19 protein-coding genes and 1 riboswitch are annotated in these 18,802 nt (G+C 47.2%); of the genes, 16 read left to right on the forward strand and 3 right to left on the reverse strand.

Annotated elements, in window-relative coordinates; translation table 11 throughout:
- The 5 genes from C8D85_RS10800 (at position 1) to C8D85_RS10820 (ending at position 5,657) form a co-directional block, all read left to right on the forward strand.
- Positions 1-1,233, forward strand: a complete 1,233-nt coding sequence (locus C8D85_RS10800; protein ID WP_133562541.1) for a 3-deoxy-D-manno-octulosonic acid transferase — start codon at positions 1-3, stop codon at positions 1,231-1,233.
- Between the two features lie 85 nt (positions 1,234-1,318).
- Positions 1,319-1,424: riboswitch (TPP riboswitch) on the forward strand.
- A gap of 46 nt (positions 1,425-1,470) precedes the next feature.
- Positions 1,471-2,463, forward strand: a complete 993-nt coding sequence (thiB, locus tag C8D85_RS10805) for a thiamine ABC transporter substrate binding subunit (RefSeq protein WP_133562543.1) — start codon at positions 1,471-1,473, stop codon at positions 2,461-2,463.
- 15 nt (positions 2,464-2,478) lie between these two features.
- Positions 2,479-4,047 carry a thiamine/thiamine pyrophosphate ABC transporter permease gene (gene thiP, locus C8D85_RS10810; RefSeq protein WP_244936995.1) on the forward strand — a complete coding sequence of 523 codons (1,569 nt, stop codon included), beginning with the start codon at positions 2,479-2,481 and terminating at the stop codon, positions 4,045-4,047.
- Positions 4,034-4,735, forward strand: coding sequence for a thiamine ABC transporter ATP-binding protein (locus tag C8D85_RS10815; RefSeq protein WP_133562544.1), 702 nt, complete (start codon positions 4,034-4,036; stop codon positions 4,733-4,735). The genes thiP and C8D85_RS10815 overlap by 14 nt, the downstream gene beginning before the upstream one ends.
- Positions 4,736-4,793: 58 nt before the next feature.
- Positions 4,794-5,657 (forward strand): DMT family transporter, encoded by an 864-nt coding sequence (locus C8D85_RS10820; protein ID WP_133562546.1) that lies wholly within the window; start codon positions 4,794-4,796, stop codon positions 5,655-5,657.
- Here C8D85_RS10820 and C8D85_RS10825 read toward each other — a convergent pair.
- Positions 5,654-6,556 carry a DMT family transporter gene (locus C8D85_RS10825; RefSeq protein WP_244936996.1) on the reverse strand — a complete coding sequence of 301 codons (903 nt, stop codon included), beginning with the start codon at positions 6,554-6,556 and terminating at the stop codon, positions 5,654-5,656. The genes C8D85_RS10820 and C8D85_RS10825 overlap by 4 nt on opposite strands.
- 281 nt (positions 6,557-6,837) lie before the next feature.
- Between C8D85_RS10825 and rpsF the strand changes: the two genes are divergently transcribed.
- The 6 genes from rpsF to C8D85_RS10855 all read left to right on the forward strand — a co-directional run bounded on the left by rpsF (position 6,838) and on the right by C8D85_RS10855 (position 12,040).
- The gene (rpsF, locus tag C8D85_RS10830; RefSeq protein ID WP_133562548.1) at positions 6,838-7,248 is read left to right on the forward strand and encodes a 30S ribosomal protein S6; all 411 of its coding nucleotides are present in this window, start codon (positions 6,838-6,840) and stop codon (positions 7,246-7,248) included.
- Between the two features lie 22 nt (positions 7,249-7,270).
- A complete protein-coding gene (rpsR, locus tag C8D85_RS10835) occupies positions 7,271-7,501 on the forward strand; it encodes a 30S ribosomal protein S18 (protein ID WP_055461955.1) in 231 nt (76 codons plus the stop codon).
- A 23-nt stretch (positions 7,502-7,524) separates the two neighbouring features.
- On the forward strand, positions 7,525-8,382 hold the full coding sequence (locus tag C8D85_RS10840; RefSeq protein WP_133562550.1) for a hypothetical protein: 858 nt from the start codon (positions 7,525-7,527) through the stop codon (positions 8,380-8,382).
- Between the two features lie 32 nt (positions 8,383-8,414).
- The gene (rplI, locus tag C8D85_RS10845; RefSeq protein WP_133562552.1) at positions 8,415-8,861 is read left to right on the forward strand and encodes a 50S ribosomal protein L9; all 447 of its coding nucleotides are present in this window, start codon (positions 8,415-8,417) and stop codon (positions 8,859-8,861) included.
- Between the two features lie 154 nt (positions 8,862-9,015).
- Positions 9,016-10,392, forward strand: a complete 1,377-nt coding sequence (dnaB, locus tag C8D85_RS10850; protein WP_133562554.1) for a replicative DNA helicase — start codon at positions 9,016-9,018, stop codon at positions 10,390-10,392.
- Between the two features lie 85 nt (positions 10,393-10,477).
- Positions 10,478-12,040, forward strand: a complete 1,563-nt coding sequence (locus C8D85_RS10855; RefSeq protein ID WP_133562556.1) for a methyl-accepting chemotaxis protein — start codon at positions 10,478-10,480, stop codon at positions 12,038-12,040.
- A 68-nt stretch (positions 12,041-12,108) separates the two neighbouring features.
- Here C8D85_RS10855 and bioA read toward each other — a convergent pair whose 3' ends face one another.
- Positions 12,109-13,401, reverse strand: a complete 1,293-nt coding sequence (gene bioA / locus C8D85_RS10860) for an adenosylmethionine--8-amino-7-oxononanoate transaminase (protein ID WP_133562558.1) — start codon at positions 13,399-13,401, stop codon at positions 12,109-12,111.
- Positions 13,402-13,490: 89 nt separating this feature from the next.
- On the reverse strand, positions 13,491-14,213 hold the full coding sequence (locus C8D85_RS10865) for a ComF family protein (RefSeq protein WP_133562560.1): 723 nt from the start codon (positions 14,211-14,213) through the stop codon (positions 13,491-13,493).
- 106 nt (positions 14,214-14,319) lie between these two features.
- Here C8D85_RS10865 and bioB point away from each other — a divergent pair, with 106 nt between their 5' ends.
- From bioB to bioD, 5 genes are read left to right on the forward strand one after another with little or no spacing between them, the layout of a single operon-like run.
- Positions 14,320-15,306, forward strand: a complete 987-nt coding sequence (gene bioB / locus C8D85_RS10870) for a biotin synthase BioB (protein WP_133562883.1) — start codon at positions 14,320-14,322, stop codon at positions 15,304-15,306.
- On the forward strand, positions 15,293-16,477 hold the full coding sequence (gene bioF / locus C8D85_RS10875) for an 8-amino-7-oxononanoate synthase (protein ID WP_133562562.1): 1,185 nt from the start codon (positions 15,293-15,295) through the stop codon (positions 16,475-16,477). The genes bioB and bioF overlap by 14 nt, the downstream gene beginning before the upstream one ends.
- 6 nt (positions 16,478-16,483) lie before the next feature.
- A complete protein-coding gene (locus tag C8D85_RS10880) occupies positions 16,484-17,290 on the forward strand; it encodes an alpha/beta fold hydrolase (protein ID WP_133562564.1) in 807 nt (268 codons plus the stop codon).
- Positions 17,271-18,071 (forward strand): malonyl-ACP O-methyltransferase BioC, encoded by an 801-nt coding sequence (gene bioC / locus C8D85_RS10885; protein ID WP_133562566.1) that lies wholly within the window; start codon positions 17,271-17,273, stop codon positions 18,069-18,071. Before C8D85_RS10880 ends, bioC begins: the two co-directional genes overlap by 20 nt.
- Positions 18,064-18,750 (forward strand): dethiobiotin synthase, encoded by a 687-nt coding sequence (gene bioD, locus C8D85_RS10890; RefSeq protein WP_133562568.1) that lies wholly within the window; start codon positions 18,064-18,066, stop codon positions 18,748-18,750. The genes bioC and bioD overlap by 8 nt, the downstream gene beginning before the upstream one ends.
- Positions 18,751-18,802 lie beyond the last annotated feature (52 nt).

The raw sequence follows: 18,802 nt of genomic DNA on the forward strand, positions 1-18,802 counted from the left end.
ATGTGGCTCTATCGTGTGCTGCTGGCCTTAGCGTCGCCATTTATTGCGCGACGTATTTGGCGCTTTCATAAACGCTACGCTAATTATCGAGTGCAAGAAACGCTCGGTCATTGGGGGACTGTGCAAGCCGATCTTTGGTTACACTGCGCGTCCGTTGGCGAGGTGTTAGCCGCCAAACCATTGATTGCTCGATGGCTTGAAGTGAACCCTGGCAAGCAACTGCTGATCACCACAGTGACCCCAACTGGTGAAGAACAAGTGCAAAAGTGGTTCGCAGGCCGTGTTCAGCACCGTTATTTGCCTTTAGATCATAAGGTTTGTGTGCAGCGTGCTTTAGCTGACCTCCACTGCCCTAAACTCGCTATTATTGAAACCGAGCTTTGGCCCAATTTGCTTCAAACGGCGAAAGCAAAGGGCATGATCATACAGATTATTAATGCCCGTTTGAGTGAGCGCTCAGCCAAGCGATACGAAAAGTTTGGCTGTTTTTCAAAACCTCTGATGGCTCTGCCGGATCGTTTCTTGGCTCATGCTGAAGCCGATGCAAAACGCTTTCAATCTTTGGGCGCAAAAGACGTTTCAGTTGTGGGTAATATTAAATTTGATATTACTGCACCAGATGACACTGAAGCGCCTATTTGGCGTGAAGCGTTCGCACCCAATGATGAATTTGTTTGGATTGCCGCCAGTACTCATGAAGGAGAAGATGCGCAACTCTTGGAGGCGCACCAAGCTCTTAGAAAACAAGTTCCGCAAGCAAAATTGATCCTTGTTCCTCGCCATCCTGAGCGCTTTGATGCTGTCTATGAACTCTGCCAACAGCAAGGTTTTCACACCGTTCGACGCTCAGAAGATGTACTAGATACTTGGTCGCAGGCTGAGGTGTTGCTCGGTGATAGCATGGGTGAAATGATGCGTTACTTTGCCGTGTCTGATGTTGCCTTTGTTGCCGGCAGTATGATCGAGCGCGGAGGGCACAACCCCATTGAACCCGCGATCTTATCCAAACCTGTGATTGTCGGTGCACATACGTTTAATTTTGCTGATATCACTGAGTCTTTGATTCATGATCAAGGTGCAACTCGCGTTCACAGTGTTTCTGAACTCGTGACTGAACTGCTTCGACTGCAAAATAAGGCTGACCGAAAAACAATGGGCGCTAATGCTTTGGCGAACGCAGAAGCCAATCAAGGGGCTCTAGAGCGAGTGTTGTTGAGCTTGAGCTCCGTTTAAGAGTGCTAGTGAATGTAGCCAATTATGAATGTCAGTCTTTAGATTTCTTTTATGGGTCTGCTAGAATAGACCCGTTTTAAAACACCTGTATCTCATGGGGTGTGGCGTTTGCCGCTGAGAAGCCATTGATGGCTAACCCATTGAACCTGAACCAGATCATGCTGGCGTAGGAATTGAGATAGCAAGCCCTTCACATCTTGCCAATCCAGTTATACGCCGCTCATTTATGGAGCGACTATGTCTTTTAAATCTTTTGCGCTTTCTGCGACAGCTTTGTTGTCTTGTAGCTTGATATCAGCACAAACGTTGAATGTTTACACCTACGATTCTTTTGCCTCTGAGTGGGGGCCAGGCCCGAAGATCAAAGCCAACTTTGAAGCAGAGTGTGGCTGTGAGCTGAACTTTGTCACGTTGGACTCATCGGTCGGTATTTTGTCCCGTGTGCAGCTTGAAGGTGGCGCGTCTGAAGCCGATGTTTTACTAGGGCTTGATCTCAATGTTATGGAGGCGGCGAAAAAGTCAGGTTTATTGGCTAAGCACAGCGTTGACACTTCGGCAGTGACCACGCCTGGCGGCTGGGATGATTCGTACTTTGTGCCATTCGATCAAGGCTATTTTGCTTTTATTTATGACAGTGAAAAACTGGTAACCCCACCAGCGTCCCTTAAAGACGTGGTTGAAAACCAAGACCTAACAGTGATTTACCAAGACCCACGTACGTCAACACCGGGATTAGGTTTGCTGCTTTGGATGAAGTCGGTCTACGGTGATCAAGCGGCGGATGCTTGGGCGAAACTTGCAGATCACACCGTGACGGTTACTAAGGGCTGGTACGACGGTTATAGCTTATTCTTAAAAGGTGAAGCAGATGTGGTGCTAAGTTATACCACTTCTCCTGCTTACCACATTGTTGCTGAAGGGGAGCATAAGTACAAAGCGGCCGAAGCAAGCGAAGGCTTTTATCCTCAGATCGAAGTGGCGGCGATGTTAGAAAGCGCTCCAAACAAGGAGCTAGCTGAGCAGTTTATGCAGTTTATCCTTGAGCCAGGCTTCCAAAATGTGGTGGCGACTGGTAACTGGATGTATCCAGTGATGGAGAATGTTGACCCTCTGCCAGAAGCGTTTACATCACAACCGCAGCCAACCAAAGTTCTAACGTTAGACGCTGAGCAAGTGGCGCAAAATCGTCAGGCTTGGGTGATTGAGTGGTTGGAAGCGACGACTCGTTAAACATTGTTTTCTAATGTGCATTTACGCCCAGCCTGGCTGGGCGTTTCATTATATTCTGTGATTGCTCTGGCAGCGCTGATGGCGCTGCTCAGTTACGCTTCGCCAAGTTCTTGGGGAGGTTTCTTTTCTGACCCTTATACATGGCGTGTGGTGCGCTTTTCGTTTATGCAGGCCAGTCTCAGTGCCTTACTGAGCATATTGTTGGCCATCCCGATGGCGTCTTGCTTATTTCATCGACGCTTTTGGGGGCGACAAACTCTGCTTTCTCTGTTTGCGATCTCCATGGTTGTGCCGACGATTGTGGCCATTCTCGGTATTGTGGTTGTTTATGGCCGTAATGGCTGGTTTACCGCTTTGTTTGGTCAGCCTTTTCCTTTGTATGGATTGGGTGGCATTTTAATCGCGCATGTTTTCTTTAATATGCCGTTGGCGGTTCGAGTTATTTTACAGGCTTATGACCTGATTCCTGATGCTCAATGGCGTCTCGCCAGTCAGTTGGGGTTTTCGCGCTGGCGAGTGTTTCAGTTAGTGGAATGGCATTACCTGAAGAAAAACCTTCCTGGGTTGTTTTTGCTAATTTTTATGCTGTGCTTTTCAGGCTTTGCTGTAGTGTTGAGTCTTGGCGGAGGGCCTCGCTCAAGCACCTTAGAGGTGGCCATTTATCAGGCGCTGCGTTTTGAGTTTGATTTGAACAAAGCCAGCTATCTGTCTTTGCTTCAGGTGGTGATTTGTTCTGTGGTGGCTGTGGCGGTGTACCGATTCGCACCGCCAGTTCGTCAAGATGTGAGTTTGTACCAAGGGGTACGTTTGCCTTTGCGTTCCAGTAAATGGGCAAGTTGCCTAGATTATGGTGTCCTCACGCTGGTGTTGCTTTGGGTGCTGCCGCCGTTTGTTGCTATTCTGTCACCCATTTTTAGTGAGTTATTTTGGCTGAGTTTATTGGACTCTCAGTTATGGTGGGGGCTTTGGCACTCAGTACGCATTGCTTTACCTTCTGGCGTGCTGGCGCTGTTAATGGGCTTGAGTATTGCGGCCATTGCACGAGCGTGGCGCTGGCACCCACGTCGAAATCGTTGGGCTGTTCGACTGGAGCAGTCAGGTAATCTTGTTTTGATGGTGCCAAGCCTTGTGTTAGCAACGGGGTTGTTTTTGCTGTTTCGCCATTTAGGGGTGAGTATTAAACATGCTTATTGGATTGTTGTCTGGGTCAATGCGGTGATGGCTCTCCCTTTTGTGTTGAGGTCGATCATGCCGGTGATGTACCAGCAAGAGAAGCGCTTTCGTCAGTTGTACTGGCAAATGAATATCGTTGGCTGGTCTCGATTGCGTCTTGAATGGCAGGCGATTCGTTCAGCTTTGGCTCAAGGCTTGGCTTATGCGGTGTTACTGAGCTTAGGTGATCTGGGCGTAGTTGCGTTGTTTGGCTCGAAAGGGTTGGAAACCCTGCCTATGTATCTTTATCAACTGATCGGTTCATATCGAGTTGAGCAAGGGGCGTGTGTGGCGGTCGTGTTGATCGGTTTGTGTTTGGTGCTTTTTTATGGAATTACACGTCTGCTAGGAGGTCGTCGTGCTGTCGTTTGATGTGCAATATCAGTGGCAAAGCTTTGAGGCGCATTATCAGGGGCAGCTGGCCGTTGGTGTGACCTCTATTTTGGGGGCGAGTGGTTGTGGAAAAAGCACTCTGTTGTCTCTTTTAGGTGGTTACGTTGTGGGACAAGGAAGTATTGACTTTGCTGGTCAAGATCTGTCACTGGAACCCCCGTTTGAGCGTCCTATTACCACTCTTTTTCAGAGTGATAACTTATTTCCGCAACTTTCTGTCTGGGATAATGTCGCGATTGGTATGTGTGCTTCTCGCTCACTATCCAGCGCGCAGAAAGAGAAAGTCACCTGGGCTCTAGAGCAAGTCCAGCTCTCTGACTGTCATGCCAAATACCCAGATCAGTTGTCAGGGGGGCAGGCGCAGCGAGTGGCCATTGCTCGTGTGTTGGTGAGAGATAAGCCTATTTTGCTGCTGGATGAGCCCTTTAGTGCGCTGGATCCCAAGTTGCGCTCGGATATGTTGGCGTTAATTGGTCGATTAACGCAAACGTATCAGTGGACCACTGTGATGGTGACACACAGCCCTGCGGATGCTGTGTTGTTAGGTGGGCAAATATTGCTCATCGAGAATGGTCAAATTGTTGCACAAGCTGATGCGAAAAAATTGTACGACTCTGCTCCAGAATCACCATTTTGCGACTATTTAAGTATTTCATCAGCGCCTTAATCCGTTCATCATAGATGCTCTCCCTTCATCCAGCTTAAATCCAGTTAAGGACGCTAAATTGAGTGATGTCTACTTAGTTAAGAAAGGCATTTATGCAACGGTTGCTTATGCATTTATTATGTCCATCACTGCTGTGGCCGCGAAGCAAGTGCAAACACAGATCGCGGTTCCGGTGTTGGTGTTTTGGCAGAGCTTGTTTTGTGTGCTGGTGCTCTTGCCACAGATGTGGGGGAAGTGGGAGCGCCGTCCGCTGCATGTGGTGAAAGCGCATTTCTTACGCAGCCTTGGTGGCTTCTCTGGTTTCCTTTTCTATTATTGGGCGCTAAATCATATCCCACTGGTGGAAGCGTCTTTGTTACGTTCTTGTGCTCCTTTATGTGTGCCATTTGTGGTGTTGGCAATGCATCGAGTTATGATTCCTAAAGCGCGATGGTTGCCTTTGTTTATTGGTTTTATCGGTGTGGCCTTGGTTATTAACCCCACACCTGATCATTTCAATCCATGGCATATTATTGGCTTTTTATCCGCCGTTGGTTTGGCGTTCTCGATGGTGACCACGCGGTTGCTCAGTAGTCATGTTTCTGGTCAGGAAAACATGATTGTCTACTTTGGTTTTTCGGCGCTCTTGTCATTGCCACTAGCCTTGGTTCAAGGGGAGAGTCTGGCGCTGCCTGCTGATACCTGGCTGTGGGTGTTGTTGGTGTCGGTCACTTTGTATGTGGGAATGTTCCTTTATACGAAAGCTTATACTTACGCCCCTGCCAGTGTGGTTTCTCCAGTGAGTTATATTGGTATTGTCTTTGCCGGGTTTTGGGGATGGGCCATCTGGGGGCATGTCCCAGATTGGCTGGCCATTTCCGGGACAATGTTGATCTTCGTGAGTATTTTGCTCAGTGCTCGCTTAAGTAAAAAGAAAGCTTAAGCGTTAACAGCCTTGCGTTGAAGGCGTTGATTAACAATGGTAGCGATGGCTATGCCTGAAAAGATCAAACAGATGCCGATGCCGTGAAAGCCTTGAATGGCCTCATTCAAAAACAATACGGATAAGAAAATGCTAAACACTGGTAGTAGGTGGATGAAGTGACCTGCAGTCGCGGCTCCGAGTCTTTGGATGCCGGTATTCCAGCAAATAAATGCACCAATGGAGGCAAAAATTGCCATGTAAACAATGGCCCCCCAATGGGCTGTTGTGAGCGTAGCAATGTTGGTGCTTGAGAAGAATAAATAAATGGGGAACTGTATGGCGGTCCCAATGATGGCCGTCACCGCAAAAAAGCTCAGTAAATGCATCGGAGGGCGTTTAATGAGCAATACCGAGTAAATGGCCCAGCTCACCGCCGCAGTCACTATCCACAGGTCACCTTTTGACACGGTCAGATGGAGAAATGTATCGAGGCTACCGCGACTGACGATGACAATTGCTCCCAGAGTGGATATTAAAATCCCCGCATTTTGTAAGAAGTTGGTTTTATTGCCGAGCAATATTCTTGCGGTAATTAAGATCATGACTGGCATGATGGAATTAAGCAGTACGGCGTTGGTGACGGTGGTCGATGTTAAGCCTATATAGAGAAATAGGTTGTAGTTACAGATACCCAGCCATGCAAAGAAAACCAGCATTGCCCAATGCTGTTTTACAAGGGGCCAATCTTGGCGGATTCTTCCGTAAGCGATCGGCAGAATGAGTAAACAAGCAAAGCTCCAGCGAAAGAACGAAATGGTGTAAGGATCAATGCCGCCAGATACGGTTAGTCGCCCTAGAACATAATTTCCAGACCAAAATAGGATTGGCAGTAATAAATAGACAAAAGCAGGCATCATGAATCCTTTCAAACATCAATTTTAAAGGGGCGTGTCTGTGTTACGAAAGACAGCCGATGCTCAACATAACGAGTTAACGTTTCGATGTCGAGATTTCAATGATTAAGTCACTTAGATTGTCTGTGCAGACAGCATGTGTCGTGGCGGTTAAATTATGCTCATAAAGTCTTTTTAAATTTGCTTGGTCGGTATATAATTCGCGTCCCCGTAAATCACTACTCCTTGTCTCACAGCTTTTTAACGGGGGAAGCGTGGAGACTAAGAACCCATAAGGAGCAATCATGCGTCATTATGAAATCGTGTTTCTGGTACACCCAGATCAAAGCGAACAAGTTCCAGCAATGGTCGAGCGTTACACTAACTTGATCACTGAAGATGGCGGTCAAGTACACCGTCTTGAAGACTGGGGCCGTCGTCAACTAGCTTACCCAATCAACAAAATCCACAAAGCGCACTACGTTCTTATGAACATTGAAGCGTCTGAAGGTGTGATGGCTGAGCTAAATGACACTTTCCGTTACAACGATGCGATCATCCGTAACCTAGTTATCCGTCGTAAAGAAGCGGTAACTGAAGTGTCTCCAATCAAAGCTGCTGAAAGCCGTGAAGAGCGTCGTTCTGCTCCACAGCGTGAAGAGCAAAAACCAACAGAAGCTGCTGCTGACAAAGCTGCAGACGACTCTGCTGAATAATTGATTAATTAGGAGATACACTATGGCTCGTTTTTTCCGTCGTCGTAAATTCTGTCGTTTCAGCGCAGAAGGCGTTAAAGAGATCGATTACAAAGATCTAGACACTCTAAAAGGTTACATCACTGAAACTGGTAAAATTGTACCAAGCCGTATCACTGGCACACGTGCACGTTACCAGCGTCAGCTAGCGACTGCTATCAAACGCGCTCGCTACATTGCTTTGCTTCCTTACACTGACGGTCACTTTAACTAATAGGTGACAGAAGAAGTATTGCAATGGGCGGTTTAGCTAACTGGGTAATGATTAAACGCAGCAATGCCATCCTCGTGGTTGCATTGTCTAGCATCATACCAATGATGTTCTGGCTGGGCGCAGCAGTCCTCGGACTGGTGGTACTTCGAAAAGGTGTAAAAGACGGAATACCTGTCATCGCTTGGGGCGGACTACCAGCCATTGTGCTGTGGGCGATTCAAGGAGATGCAACAGCACTGATGGTGCTGATTGACACATTCATTTTAGCCTATGTGCTAAGAGAGAAAGTGTCGTGGGCTTGGGTGATGTTAGGAGCCAGTATACTGGCTGTTCTATCATCCCTGATTCAGCCGCTACTCATGGCAAGTTTGTTGGATATGGTTGCAGAACTGATCCAGCACATATTAAGCAGTGAGGTGGATGGCGATCTTCCTTCCAAGGAAGTCATCATTCAGCAAGCGGTGATCGCTATGTCAGTTGTACAAGCTTACATTGCTGTGGCGGTGCTATTTTTAGCGCGTCGTTGGCAAGCGAAGTTATACAACCCTGGCGGTTTGAAGAAAGAATTTCACCAATTTAGATTGCCGCTTGTCGTGGCATTGATTCTCGGCGCAATGGTGCTGATTGGTGAAAGCCTAGGTGGTGGTTTTGAGGTGTTGTCTCGAGCTGCTATCCCTGCCCTTGTGATCCCTGGTTTGGCCTTGGTGCATGGTATTCTGGCATTGAAAAAAATTGGGATGGTCGGATTGGTACTTTTTTATCTGATTGGTTTGTTAGTTCTGAGTGTGTATTTTGCGAATATTCTGATCTTCCTTGCGGTGGTCGATAGCTTTGTAGACATTCGAGGGCGCTTGCAATCAACCCCTTCCGACATCAATTAAAAGCTAGTTAATTTATTTTAGAGGTGATCGAGATGAATGTGATTCTACTCGACAAAGTAGGCAAACTAGGCGGTATCGGTGACGTAGTTACTGTTAAACCAGGTTTTGCGCGTAACTTTTTGATTCCAAACAAAAAAGCTGTAATGGCTAACAAAGCGAACTTGGCTTCTTTCGAAGAGCGTCGTGCTGAGCTAGAAGCTCAAGCAGCTGAGCGCGTTGCAGCAGCACAAGCTCGTGCAGCAACCCTAGAAGGCAAAACGTTCACTATCACAGCTAACGCTGGTGATGAAGGTAAGCTATTCGGCTCTATCGGTACTCGTGACATCGCTGATGCGATCGTTGCAGGTGGCGTTGAAGTTGCTAAATCTGAAGTACGTCTTCCAGAAGGTGCTCTACGTAACGTAGGTACTTACGAAGTTGACGTTCAACTACACTCTGAAGTAACTGTTGCAGTTACTCTAGACGTTGTAGCTCAGTAATTTCTAACGAAATTATTGCTTCAAAGAGAGGCATTCCGCTTTGGCGGAGTGCCTTTTTTTGTGTCTAGATTTTTAGTGAATCAGTCTGGTGTTTTTAAAGCAGAGTGATAAGCTTTAAAGCCTTTTTCAATCCCCGTCTACGTGAGAGTGTTACGTGCAAGTAGAAGATTCAGAAGTATCCTCCATTAAATTGCCCCCATATTCCATCGAAGCAGAGCGTTCTGTAATCGGTGGTTTGATGCTAGATCCTGAGGCTTGGGAAAAGATTTCTGAGTTGGTGGTCGCTGATGATTTTTATCGCCCTGAACACAGAGCAATCTTTGCTGTAATCGCTCGGCTGGCTGACGACACGGAGCCGGCAGATGTTGTTACCATCAGTGAGCGTTTAGATAAGCGTGGTGAGTTAGAAGAAATTGGTGGTATTGCTTATCTTATTGAGGTGGTGGAAGCCACGCCGAGTGCCTCAAACATTGCTTCGTACGCTGAGATTGTGCGTGAGCGTGCCATATTGCGCCGCCTGATTAGTACAGCCAATGATATTAATCATCGTGCTTACCACCCAGAAGGGATGTCTGCCTCAGATATTTTAGAAGAGGCTGAGCGTCGTATCTTTCAGTTAAACGGCGATGGTGAAAAGAAAGGTGGCCCACGAGCGGTTGCAGACATTCTGAGTAAGACTGTGGATAAAATTGATGAGTTATATCATCAGGAAGGATCCATCACTGGTTTGAGTACCGGTTTTACCGATCTAGACGGTATGACATCAGGTCTTCAGCCGTCAGATTTAATCATTGTGGCTGGTCGTCCATCCATGGGTAAAACGACGTTTGCAATGAACTTGGTGGAGAATGCCACCATGATCAGTGAATTGCCCGTGATTGTTTTCAGTTTGGAGATGCCTGCCGAGCAGCTAATGATGCGTATGTTGTCGTCTTTGGGTCGAATTGACCAGACACGCATGCGTTCAGGACAGCTTATTCAGGAAGATTGGGATAAACTGATGTCTGCGGTCAAAATGCTGAAAGACCGTAAGCTATTTATCGATGATACGGCGGGCATTAGCCCAACAGAAATGCGCTCTCGTACCCGTAAAATTGCTCGAGAGCACGGTGGTGTCGCCCTTATCATGGTCGACTATTTGCAGTTAATGCAAATCCCGGGATACAGCGAGGGGCGTACTAACGAAATCTCGGAAATTTCTCGATCCTTGAAAGCCATTGCGAAAGAGATGAATTGTCCTGTGATTGCACTTTCCCAGCTTAACCGAAGCTTGGAGCAGCGCCCTAATAAGCGTCCGGTAAACTCGGATTTGCGTGAGTCAGGGGCGATTGAGCAGGATGCTGACGTTATTTCTTTTGTATACCGTGACGAGGTATACCATGAGGATACCCCACATAAAGGTATTGCCGAAATTATCATAGGTAAGCAACGTAATGGCCCCATTGGTACCTGTCGTTTAGCCTTTATTGGTAAGTTCACTCGTTTTGAAGATTTAGCGCCTGATGCCTACCGTGACTTTGACGACGAGTAATATTTTTTCAGCCTTTTGGTTGCGAAAAGTGTACGTAAATCTTAAGGTTAGAATAAACAATTAATTAGATTTATCGAGAGAAACTATGCGTAAAATGTCTGTCACAAACAGGGAAAATGATTTTCCTGCGCACTATACCCTTGTTTCCAGTACTGACGTTAAGGGGCGTATAACTTTTGTAAACGATGATTTTTGCAAAGTGGCAGGCTATGAGCGTGAAGAGCTAATAGGCCAACCTCACAATCTAATTCGCCATCCTGATGTGCCATCAGCTGTGTTTGCCGATATGTGGGAAAACTTAAAAGCTGGTCGTAGCTGGATGGGGATTGTAAAAAACCGATGTAAAAGCGGCGATCATTACTGGGTTAGCGCTCATGTAAGCCCATTGATTGATAATGGTAAAGTCATTGGTTACGAGTCGGTGCGCCAAAAGGTGACTAATGAGCAAAAAGCTCATGCACAAATGGTGTATGAACGCGTTAACAGTGGCAAGCATCCCGTGCCAAATATGCCGCGCTTAAAAGGCTGGATGTGGCGACAGACATGGCTAAATGCCATCTTTTTTGTTGTGTTTGGAATCATGGGGTTATTTTCCCCTTGGTTATGGTGGCAGATTCTATCCCCCATTTTAGCGGTTCTTGGGGCGACGTTTAACCTCACGCAGCGTCATGCTCTACGTTCAACCATTGCCAAGCTTCCTCAAGAAGCACACAACACAATAGGTCAGTATTTGTACTTTAAGGCGGTCGGTCCTAATGTTGCTTTGAGTTTTTCTCAACTGCATAAAACTGCGGCGGCATTTACGTTTAGATATCGTTTGATGGTGGGCTCAAAACAACTGCAGCAGCGAGCAGAGCTAGCTAAAGAAAGCGTCACTTCGAACTTGGCGAATTTCAATAAACAGCGAGATAGTTTCAGAACAGTTGTGTCAGCCAGCACCCAACTTCAGGCCAGTGTTAACCAAATAGCGGACAATGTGCGTGTTGCTGCAGAAGATACGGCATCGGTTGAAGAGAAGGCTAAAGCAAGCCGTGACATGGCTAAGCACACTGGGGACACTATGCAGAGAGTGTACGCGGAAGTGAATGCTGCGAAAGATGTGGTGGTTGATCTGGCGAAACAAAGCGATCAAATTAACCATCTCGTTAACTCCATCAGTGATATCGCCGAGCAGACGAACTTGCTTGCCTTGAATGCTGCCATTGAGTCAGCCCGAGCAGGTGAAGCGGGACGTGGTTTTGCGGTTGTAGCAGATGAGGTGCGTGCCCTAGCCATCAGGACCCAAGATGCAACGCAAAGCATCCATGAAACAACTGAAGAGTTGAAGCGAAATACTCAAGCGGTGTTAGAAGCCATTGATAAAGGGGCTTCGGTTGCAAATGAAGGCGTTCAGGGGGTAACGGAAGTTGCCGATAGTATGAATGCGATTGAAGAAGCGATTCGACACATTGTTGATATGACCGCGCAAATCAACCTTGCGACGGCGGAGCAGGCTGACGTTGCGAACTCGTTGAATCAGCAAATGATGGATGTAGATCAGTTGAGTATTGAGAGTATCGAGAGGGCTGAGCATATTGTGACGAACATTGCTCACATCGAAGAAGAAGCTTACGAACAAGGCAACCTTGCTGAGCGGATGAAACAGTAGGATTGGAACTGAGTTAAAAAAGACCGAGCTTAGCTCGGTCTTTTTTATTGTGCTGTCGACCGGCAGGTTTACTGGAAATGCTGATTGATAACGGTATAGATCGCGTGTCCAAGTTTTTTAACTTCATCCTCTTGGATGATGTACGGTGGCATGAGGTAAATTAATTTGCCAAATGGGCGAATCCAAACCCCTTGCTCAACAAACAGTGGTTGAATCTGATGAAGGTCTACCGCTTGCTTAAGCTCGACTACGCCAATAGCGCCTAAGCAGCGAACATTTTGAACCATATCAAGAGATTCACATGGGGCAAGGGCAGCTGTAAGCCATTGCTCTATATTGGTTACTGTTTCTTCTATATTACTCTGTTGAATGAGTTCTAAACTGGCATTGGCTGCACTACACGCCAGCGCGTTGCCCATAAATGTTGGGCCATGCATAAAGACGCCACCTTCTTGGCTAATACCCAGTGCAACCTTGTCGCTGGTAAGTGTGGCGGCAAGTGTTATGTAGCCGCCTGTGAGAGCCTTGCCGACACACATAATGTCAGGTTCGATTGCACAATGCTCTGCGGCAAACAGCTTACCTGTCCGGCCAAACCCTGTAGCAATCTCATCAAAAATCAACAGTACCTTAAATTCATCACAAAGAGCTTTGAAAGCATCAAGGTAGGCGGGATTGTAAAAGCGCATGCCACCAGCATTCTGTACAACTGGCTCAATGATAAAGCCTGCGAGTTGTTCATGGTATTGCTCAAAGGTAGCGCGAACATCCGCTAAGTAGTCAGCGTCAATGGGTTGAGTAAGCCCTATTGGAGGCGGCGGTACAAAGAACTGTGGCGTCAGTGCTTTCTGAAATAAACCGTGCATTCCATTAACCGGATCACATACTGACATGGCTGCGAAAGTGTCGCCATGATAGCCAGAACGCGGGGTAATAAAGTGCTGCTTTTCGGGGTGCCCTTGAGTGTTCCAATATTGGATCGCCATCTTAAGTGCAACTTCAACAGAAACCGAGCCCGAGTCAGAAAAGAAAACTCTAGTCAGTGTTGGTGGGCTCATCTCGACCAGTTTCTGCCCCAAGCTGATCGCGGGCTGGTGAGTTAAGCCGCCAAACATCACATGAGAAAATTGATCGATCTGGGTGTGTAGGGCTTGATTGATGGCTGGGTGATTATAGCCATGGATCACACTCCACCAAGAGGACATGCCATCAATAAGGCTGCGTCCATCAGCGAGCTGTATTTGACAGCCTGATGCTTTCTCCACCAAAAAGTGAGGTGTTGGATGGCTCATGGACGTGTATGGATGCCATAAAAGTTGTTTATCGAGTTCGGTGAGAACGTCGCGTTCTTCTTGGTTCATATCGCTATGCCCTGACGGTCAATTGGCTAAAGAGCCGAGATACTAACGAATAAACAAGTAGGATGTCACGTGTCCAAATTGACCGATGATTATTCTGGTGTTCGAGCCAAAGTGAGTGCCGTCACTCGTTCTGCGCCTGAGCGCAGTAGCGTTTCAGCGCAGGCATTAAGGGTGCTGCCTGTGGTTACGATGTCGTCGATTAACACGATGTGTTTTGGCATAGCAGTGTTATTTGTACTGAAATGGCGATGTGATAACTTGTGACGCTCCTGTTTTGAACGCGTATGTTGTGCTGAGATTGAGCTGGTTCGAACCAGTGGGAATAGTTTAATCGGTGAGGTCATGTGTTCGGCGAGTTGTCGTTTCAACTGTCGATAAATCAGAGTGGTTTGACAAAATCCTCGTGTTTTCAAGGATTCATCACTGGTGGGAATGAGACACCAATCTGTGGGTAGCTCAATATCTTGTTGTAAGATGTGTTCGGCAAGCAATTCAATCAATGGATAGAGAAGGTGAGGCTGCTGCTCAAATTTAGCTTTTCGAATAAGGCCACGGCATAAGCCTTCATATCTTAGTGGGGCGATTATACGATCTAGGTGTATCGTAGACGTTTGACATTCGCCACAGAGGGTTAGCATTGTTTGCGCTGGTCGTGCGCAGCGCTGGCAGTGGTATTGATTGTTGGCTAATAGTTGGCGGCAAGTCTTACACAGAGAGCCTTCGTCAGTGATTTCACAAACACAGCATTGGTTCTTTAGTATTCGCTTGTAAACCAGTGTGGTTAATCTAGTTGACAGATTTTTGAGTGTCATTAGTATTGCGTTCCTTGCAACAATAAAATAATGGAGCCTTACGGTGAATATTGCGACTCAACCTCGATACGATTGGACTAGCCAGGAAGTCCAAGCACTGTTCGATATGCCTTTTATGGATTTGCTCTTCCATGCGCAAACCATTCACCGTGCTAATTTCGCACCAAATCAAGTTCAAGTCAGTACACTGCTGTCGATCAAAACAGGTGCCTGTCCAGAAGACTGTAAGTATTGTCCGCAAAGTGGGCACTACAATACAGAGCTGGAAAAAGAAAAGCTGATGGAAGTCCAAAAAGTGTTGCAAGAAGCGCAACTGGCGAAGGAAAAAGGTGCCACTCGCTTTTGCATGGGCGCGGCCTGGAAACATCCTTCGCAAAAAGATTTCCCCTATGTGTTGGAAATGATTAAAGGCGTTAAGCAACTTGGCCTTGAATCCTGTGTAACGCTCGGGACGTTGAACGACGATCAAGCGAAGCAGCTTGCTGAGGTAGGTTTGGATTACTACAACCACAACCTAGATACGTCTCCTGAATTCTACGACAGCATCATTACAACCCGCTCCTACCAAGAGCGCTTGGACACACTGTCACGTGTGCGTGATAACGGTGTGAAACTTTGCTGTGGCGGCATTATGGGCTTGGGCGAAGAGCAGAAAGATCGCGTTGGTTTATTGCGTCAGCTGTCTCAAATGACGCCACATCCAGAAAGTGTGCCAATTAATATGCTAGTGAAAGTAGAAGGTACACCTCTTGAGAATGTCGACGATTTAGACGAATTCGAATTTATCCGCACCATTGCAGTAGCGCGTATCCTCATGCCAACCTCCCATGTACGTTTGTCTGCTGGTCGTCAAGGTATGAGTGAGCAAACGCAAGCATTGTGCTTTATGGCGGGTGCTAATTCCATTTTCTATGGAGAGAAGCTTCTGACAACAGGTAACCCAGAGGCCGATAAAGACCGCATGCTATTTAATAAGTTGGGCATCATGCCTGAGCAGCGTCACGATGTGTCAGATGAGGCGGTCGAGGAAGCGATTGCCGCGCAAGCGCAGGCCCAAGAAGAAGCTAAGTTCTTCTACGATGCCACGGTTTAAAGCACCTGAGTGGATGCTCGCTGCGCTAGCTGAGCGCCGTGAGCAGCATTTGTTTCGCTCAACACATGTGGTTGCCAGCCCGCAAACAACCCGTCTAAAGCAAAATGGTCAAGAATATTTGGCATTTTGCTCCAATGATTATTTAGGGCTAGCGAATCACCCTGTGCTTAAGCAAACCATGTCTGATGCGGCGCTAGAATATGGCGTCGGCAGTGGTGCTTCGCATTTGGTTTGTGGTCATTTAGATATTCACGATGCCCTAGAGCATGAGCTGTGTGAGTGGCTAGGCTATGAGCGTGTATTGCTATTTAGCACCGGTTACATGGCCAACTTAGCTGTGATCTCAGCGTTGGCCAGTAAACAGCGGCCGGTCCTGATGGATAAGCTCAATCATGCCTCCCTGATTGATGGTGCACGCCTTAGTGAGGCTGTTTTTAAGCGCTATCTGCATAACGACACTGATAGTGCGAAAAAGCATATGCAACGTCTTGAGATGCCGGGTGTGTTAGCCACCGATGGCATCTTTAGCATGGATGGCGATAAGGCCCCTCTTGTAGAACTGGTAGGTTTGGCTCAGCAGCAAGATTGGTTGCTGGTGGTGGACGATGCCCATGGGCTAGGTTGCTTAGGTCAGCATGGTAAAGGTTGTCTAGAGTTAGATGGCTTAACTGCAGAGCAGGTGCCTTTTCTAATGGGGACCTTTGGTAAGGCATTTGGTGTGGCAGGAGCCTTTGTTGCTTGCTCCAATGATATGGCCGACTACTTAACTCAGTTTGCTCGCCCTTATATTTATACCACTGCGATGCCGCCAGCGGTTGCAGCAACCGTGTTGGCAAGCCTTGGTTTGATTCGCTCAGAGGAAGGTCAGCAAAGGCGTCAAACGCTATTCAGTCATGTGCAGTACTTGCGTCAGCGAGCTGAGTCTTGGCCTTATGAAATAATGGACTCTGACAGTGCTATTCAGCCTTTGTTGATTGGCTCAAGTGAAACAGCCCTAGCCATCAGTGATGAGTTGATGCGGCGGGGCATTCTTTGTAAGGCGATTCGACCGCCAACCGTTCCTCCTAATACGGCTCGCTTGCGATTGACCTTGAGTGCCGACCATAGTCATAAGGATGTTGAGTATTTGTGTGATACTCTAGATAGCATCTTTAACGATGACTCTAAGTGATGAATTATGCGTACTCCTATTGAAACAGAAGCCTTCGGTGATCCAACATCTCCTGCGATTTTTATGGTCCCTGGTTGGGCCATGCCGAAAGAAGTCTTTCATGGCGTGGCGCGTTTACTTAGTGAAAACTTTTACGTTGTACTGGCGAATTTGCCGGGTGTCTCGGTTGATCCGAATTGGCATAAACGCAACCGTTTTGGGCCTAATTACGATATTGATGCGTTGGCAGAACAGTTGATTAGAGCGGCGCCTAAACCTTGTTGGTGGCTTGGCTGGTCACTTGGTGGAATGGTGGCAAATTACATCGCAGCCCGCCGCTCAAGTTGCGCTAATGGTGTGATTAGTGTGGCGAGTGCGCCAAAGTTTGTTGCTTCAGAGGATTGGCCAATGGGAATGTCCGAAGACGCGTATAGTCAGTTTTTTGGCTTAGTGAAGGCATTTCCAGAGAAAGGTTTTCGTCGTTTTCTATCGTTGCAAGCTCAAGGTGCCAAAGACCCCAAAGGTTTAGCGAAGCATTTGCTTGAATTGCAGCCTAAAGAGCTGATTGACCCTGAGGCATTAGTGCGAGGTTTGGCATTACTAGAAACCTTGGATGTGCGCCGTGAGATTGCCTTACTAGACCGACCAAACTTGCATGTGTTTGGTGCTCAAGATGCGCTTGTCGAAACGCCAAATGTTGTACAAGCATTTCCGAGTAACCCTTTGCAAACCGTGCTGACTCTGCCGGAGCTAGCTCATCAGCCATTTCTAGAAGACCCGTCCCAATTTGTGGCGTTAATTACCCAATACATTCATGACAATACGTTCCACTGAAGCGATTACCAGTTACAAACAGAAAGTCGCTATGCGCTTCTCCCGTGCCGCTGAAAGCTACGATCAATATGCTGTGTTTCAAGAATTGGTACTATCTGAGCTAATGACTCGGTTTGCGCCTAACCCTAATGATTCTTGGGTGGATATTGGCACAGGGACGGGGCGAGCTTTAGAGGCGATGCAGTCTGTGCAGCCGCAACTTTCCTGTGTTGCTCTGGATCTGTCTTTTGAGATGTTGTGTCAAGCACAGCAACGTGCGGTCGGCGTAAGTTTGGTGTGTGCAGATGCAGAATCACTGCCTTTTAAAAGCGCCGCATTTGATGGCATTTTATCTAGCCTAGCGATTCAATGGTGTCTACATCCCGATCACTTATTCAAAGAGTGGTTCAGAGTACTGAATGATCATGGCCAAGTGTTGGTGTCCACCTTGGTCTCAGGCTCAATGCCTGAGCTCGGTAAAGCATGGCAGTTGGTCGATGGTCGCTTACACCACAACCAATATCCTGAGTTAGAAACCCTTCTTAATCATTGTAGTGATGCTGGCTTTAAAGTGGCTGGTGCGGAGCAAAAAACGCTCACTGCGTATTTTGATAGTGTAAAGGAGGCGGTGTACTCCTTGAAAAAAGTGGGTGCCTCCTTAGTAACAGAAAGCACAGATGTGGTGTCTCCCTCAAGATGGAAAGCGTTTGAGTCTGCTTACCAGCAGCAGGCAACCGATCGTGGTATTCCCCTTTCCTATGAAGTGGCATTTATTCAATTAACAAAGGTTGATCATGGCTAAACAGCGGTTTTTTATTACTGGAACGGATACCGATGCAGGTAAAACCTACGTCAGTGTAGGAATGCTTAAGGCAGCGGCGCGACAAGGGTTGCGCACAATGGGGGTTAAGCCGATTTCAGCAGGTGCTGAGATGGTAGATGGCAAACTCTGTAACGATGATGCTCTGCAAATTCAAGCGGCAGGCTCGGTGGCGCTTCGATATGAGCAGGTGAATCCCATTGTGTTTGAGCCGGCGATCGCACCTCATATTGCAGCAGCGAAAGAAAACAAACTGGTGACTGTTTCTCGATTAGAGGGATTTGTGCGCGGTACTTTACTTACTCCCCATGATTTTTCTATCGTAGAGGGAGCGGGTGGCTGGCGTGTTCCTTTGAATGATCGAGAGTTGCTATCAGATTTGGCGAAGCGTCTAGAATTACCGGTTATCGTTGTGGTGAATATGCGCTTAGGGTGTCTGAATCATGCGTTTTTAACGATGGAAGCGATTCGACGTGATGGCTTACCGATTGCGGGATGGATCGCAAATGGTGGGCAGCACGACATGCCGTTTTATGAGGAAAATTTAGCCACACTAAACAATATGATTTCTGCACCGCTGTTAGGTAGTTTGTCTTGGCATCAGGATGATCTCACTGCGGAACAGGAATTTGATCAACTATTTTCTAATCTAAATAGTTAACTTATTGCCCTATAAAGAAATTATTCTCATTTTCTTGCTCTGGTAGCCTGTG

The sequence above is a fragment of the Marinomonas communis genome (assembly GCF_004363305.1).
Lineage (GTDB): Bacteria > Pseudomonadota > Gammaproteobacteria > Pseudomonadales > Marinomonadaceae > Marinomonas > Marinomonas communis.

Coding starts and splice junctions, on each gene's coding strand:
- bioD (WP_133562568.1), top strand. CDS start 18,064: ATGGCTAAACAGCGGTTTTTTATTACTGGAACGGATACCGATGCAGGT.
- C8D85_RS10865 (WP_133562560.1), bottom strand. CDS start 14,213: ATGACACTCAAAAATCTGTCAACTAGATTAACCACACTGGTTTACAAG.
- bioC (WP_133562566.1), top strand. CDS start 17,271: ATGACAATACGTTCCACTGAAGCGATTACCAGTTACAAACAGAAAGTC.
- bioF (WP_133562562.1), top strand. CDS start 15,293: ATGCCACGGTTTAAAGCACCTGAGTGGATGCTCGCTGCGCTAGCTGAG.
- rplI (WP_133562552.1), top strand. CDS start 8,415: ATGAATGTGATTCTACTCGACAAAGTAGGCAAACTAGGCGGTATCGGT.
- C8D85_RS10840 (WP_133562550.1), top strand. CDS start 7,525: ATGGGCGGTTTAGCTAACTGGGTAATGATTAAACGCAGCAATGCCATC.
- C8D85_RS10800 (WP_133562541.1), top strand. CDS start 1: ATGTGGCTCTATCGTGTGCTGCTGGCCTTAGCGTCGCCATTTATTGCG.
- C8D85_RS10880 (WP_133562564.1), top strand. CDS start 16,484: ATGCGTACTCCTATTGAAACAGAAGCCTTCGGTGATCCAACATCTCCT.
- rpsF (WP_133562548.1), top strand. CDS start 6,838: ATGCGTCATTATGAAATCGTGTTTCTGGTACACCCAGATCAAAGCGAA.
- bioA (WP_133562558.1), bottom strand. CDS start 13,401: ATGAACCAAGAAGAACGCGACGTTCTCACCGAACTCGATAAACAACTT.
- bioB (WP_133562883.1), top strand. CDS start 14,320: ATGCCTTTTATGGATTTGCTCTTCCATGCGCAAACCATTCACCGTGCT.
- C8D85_RS10825 (WP_244936996.1), bottom strand. CDS start 6,556: ATGATGCCTGCTTTTGTCTATTTATTACTGCCAATCCTATTTTGGTCT.
- C8D85_RS10855 (WP_133562556.1), top strand. CDS start 10,478: ATGCGTAAAATGTCTGTCACAAACAGGGAAAATGATTTTCCTGCGCAC.
- thiB (WP_133562543.1), top strand. CDS start 1,471: ATGTCTTTTAAATCTTTTGCGCTTTCTGCGACAGCTTTGTTGTCTTGT.
- rpsR (WP_055461955.1), top strand. CDS start 7,271: ATGGCTCGTTTTTTCCGTCGTCGTAAATTCTGTCGTTTCAGCGCAGAA.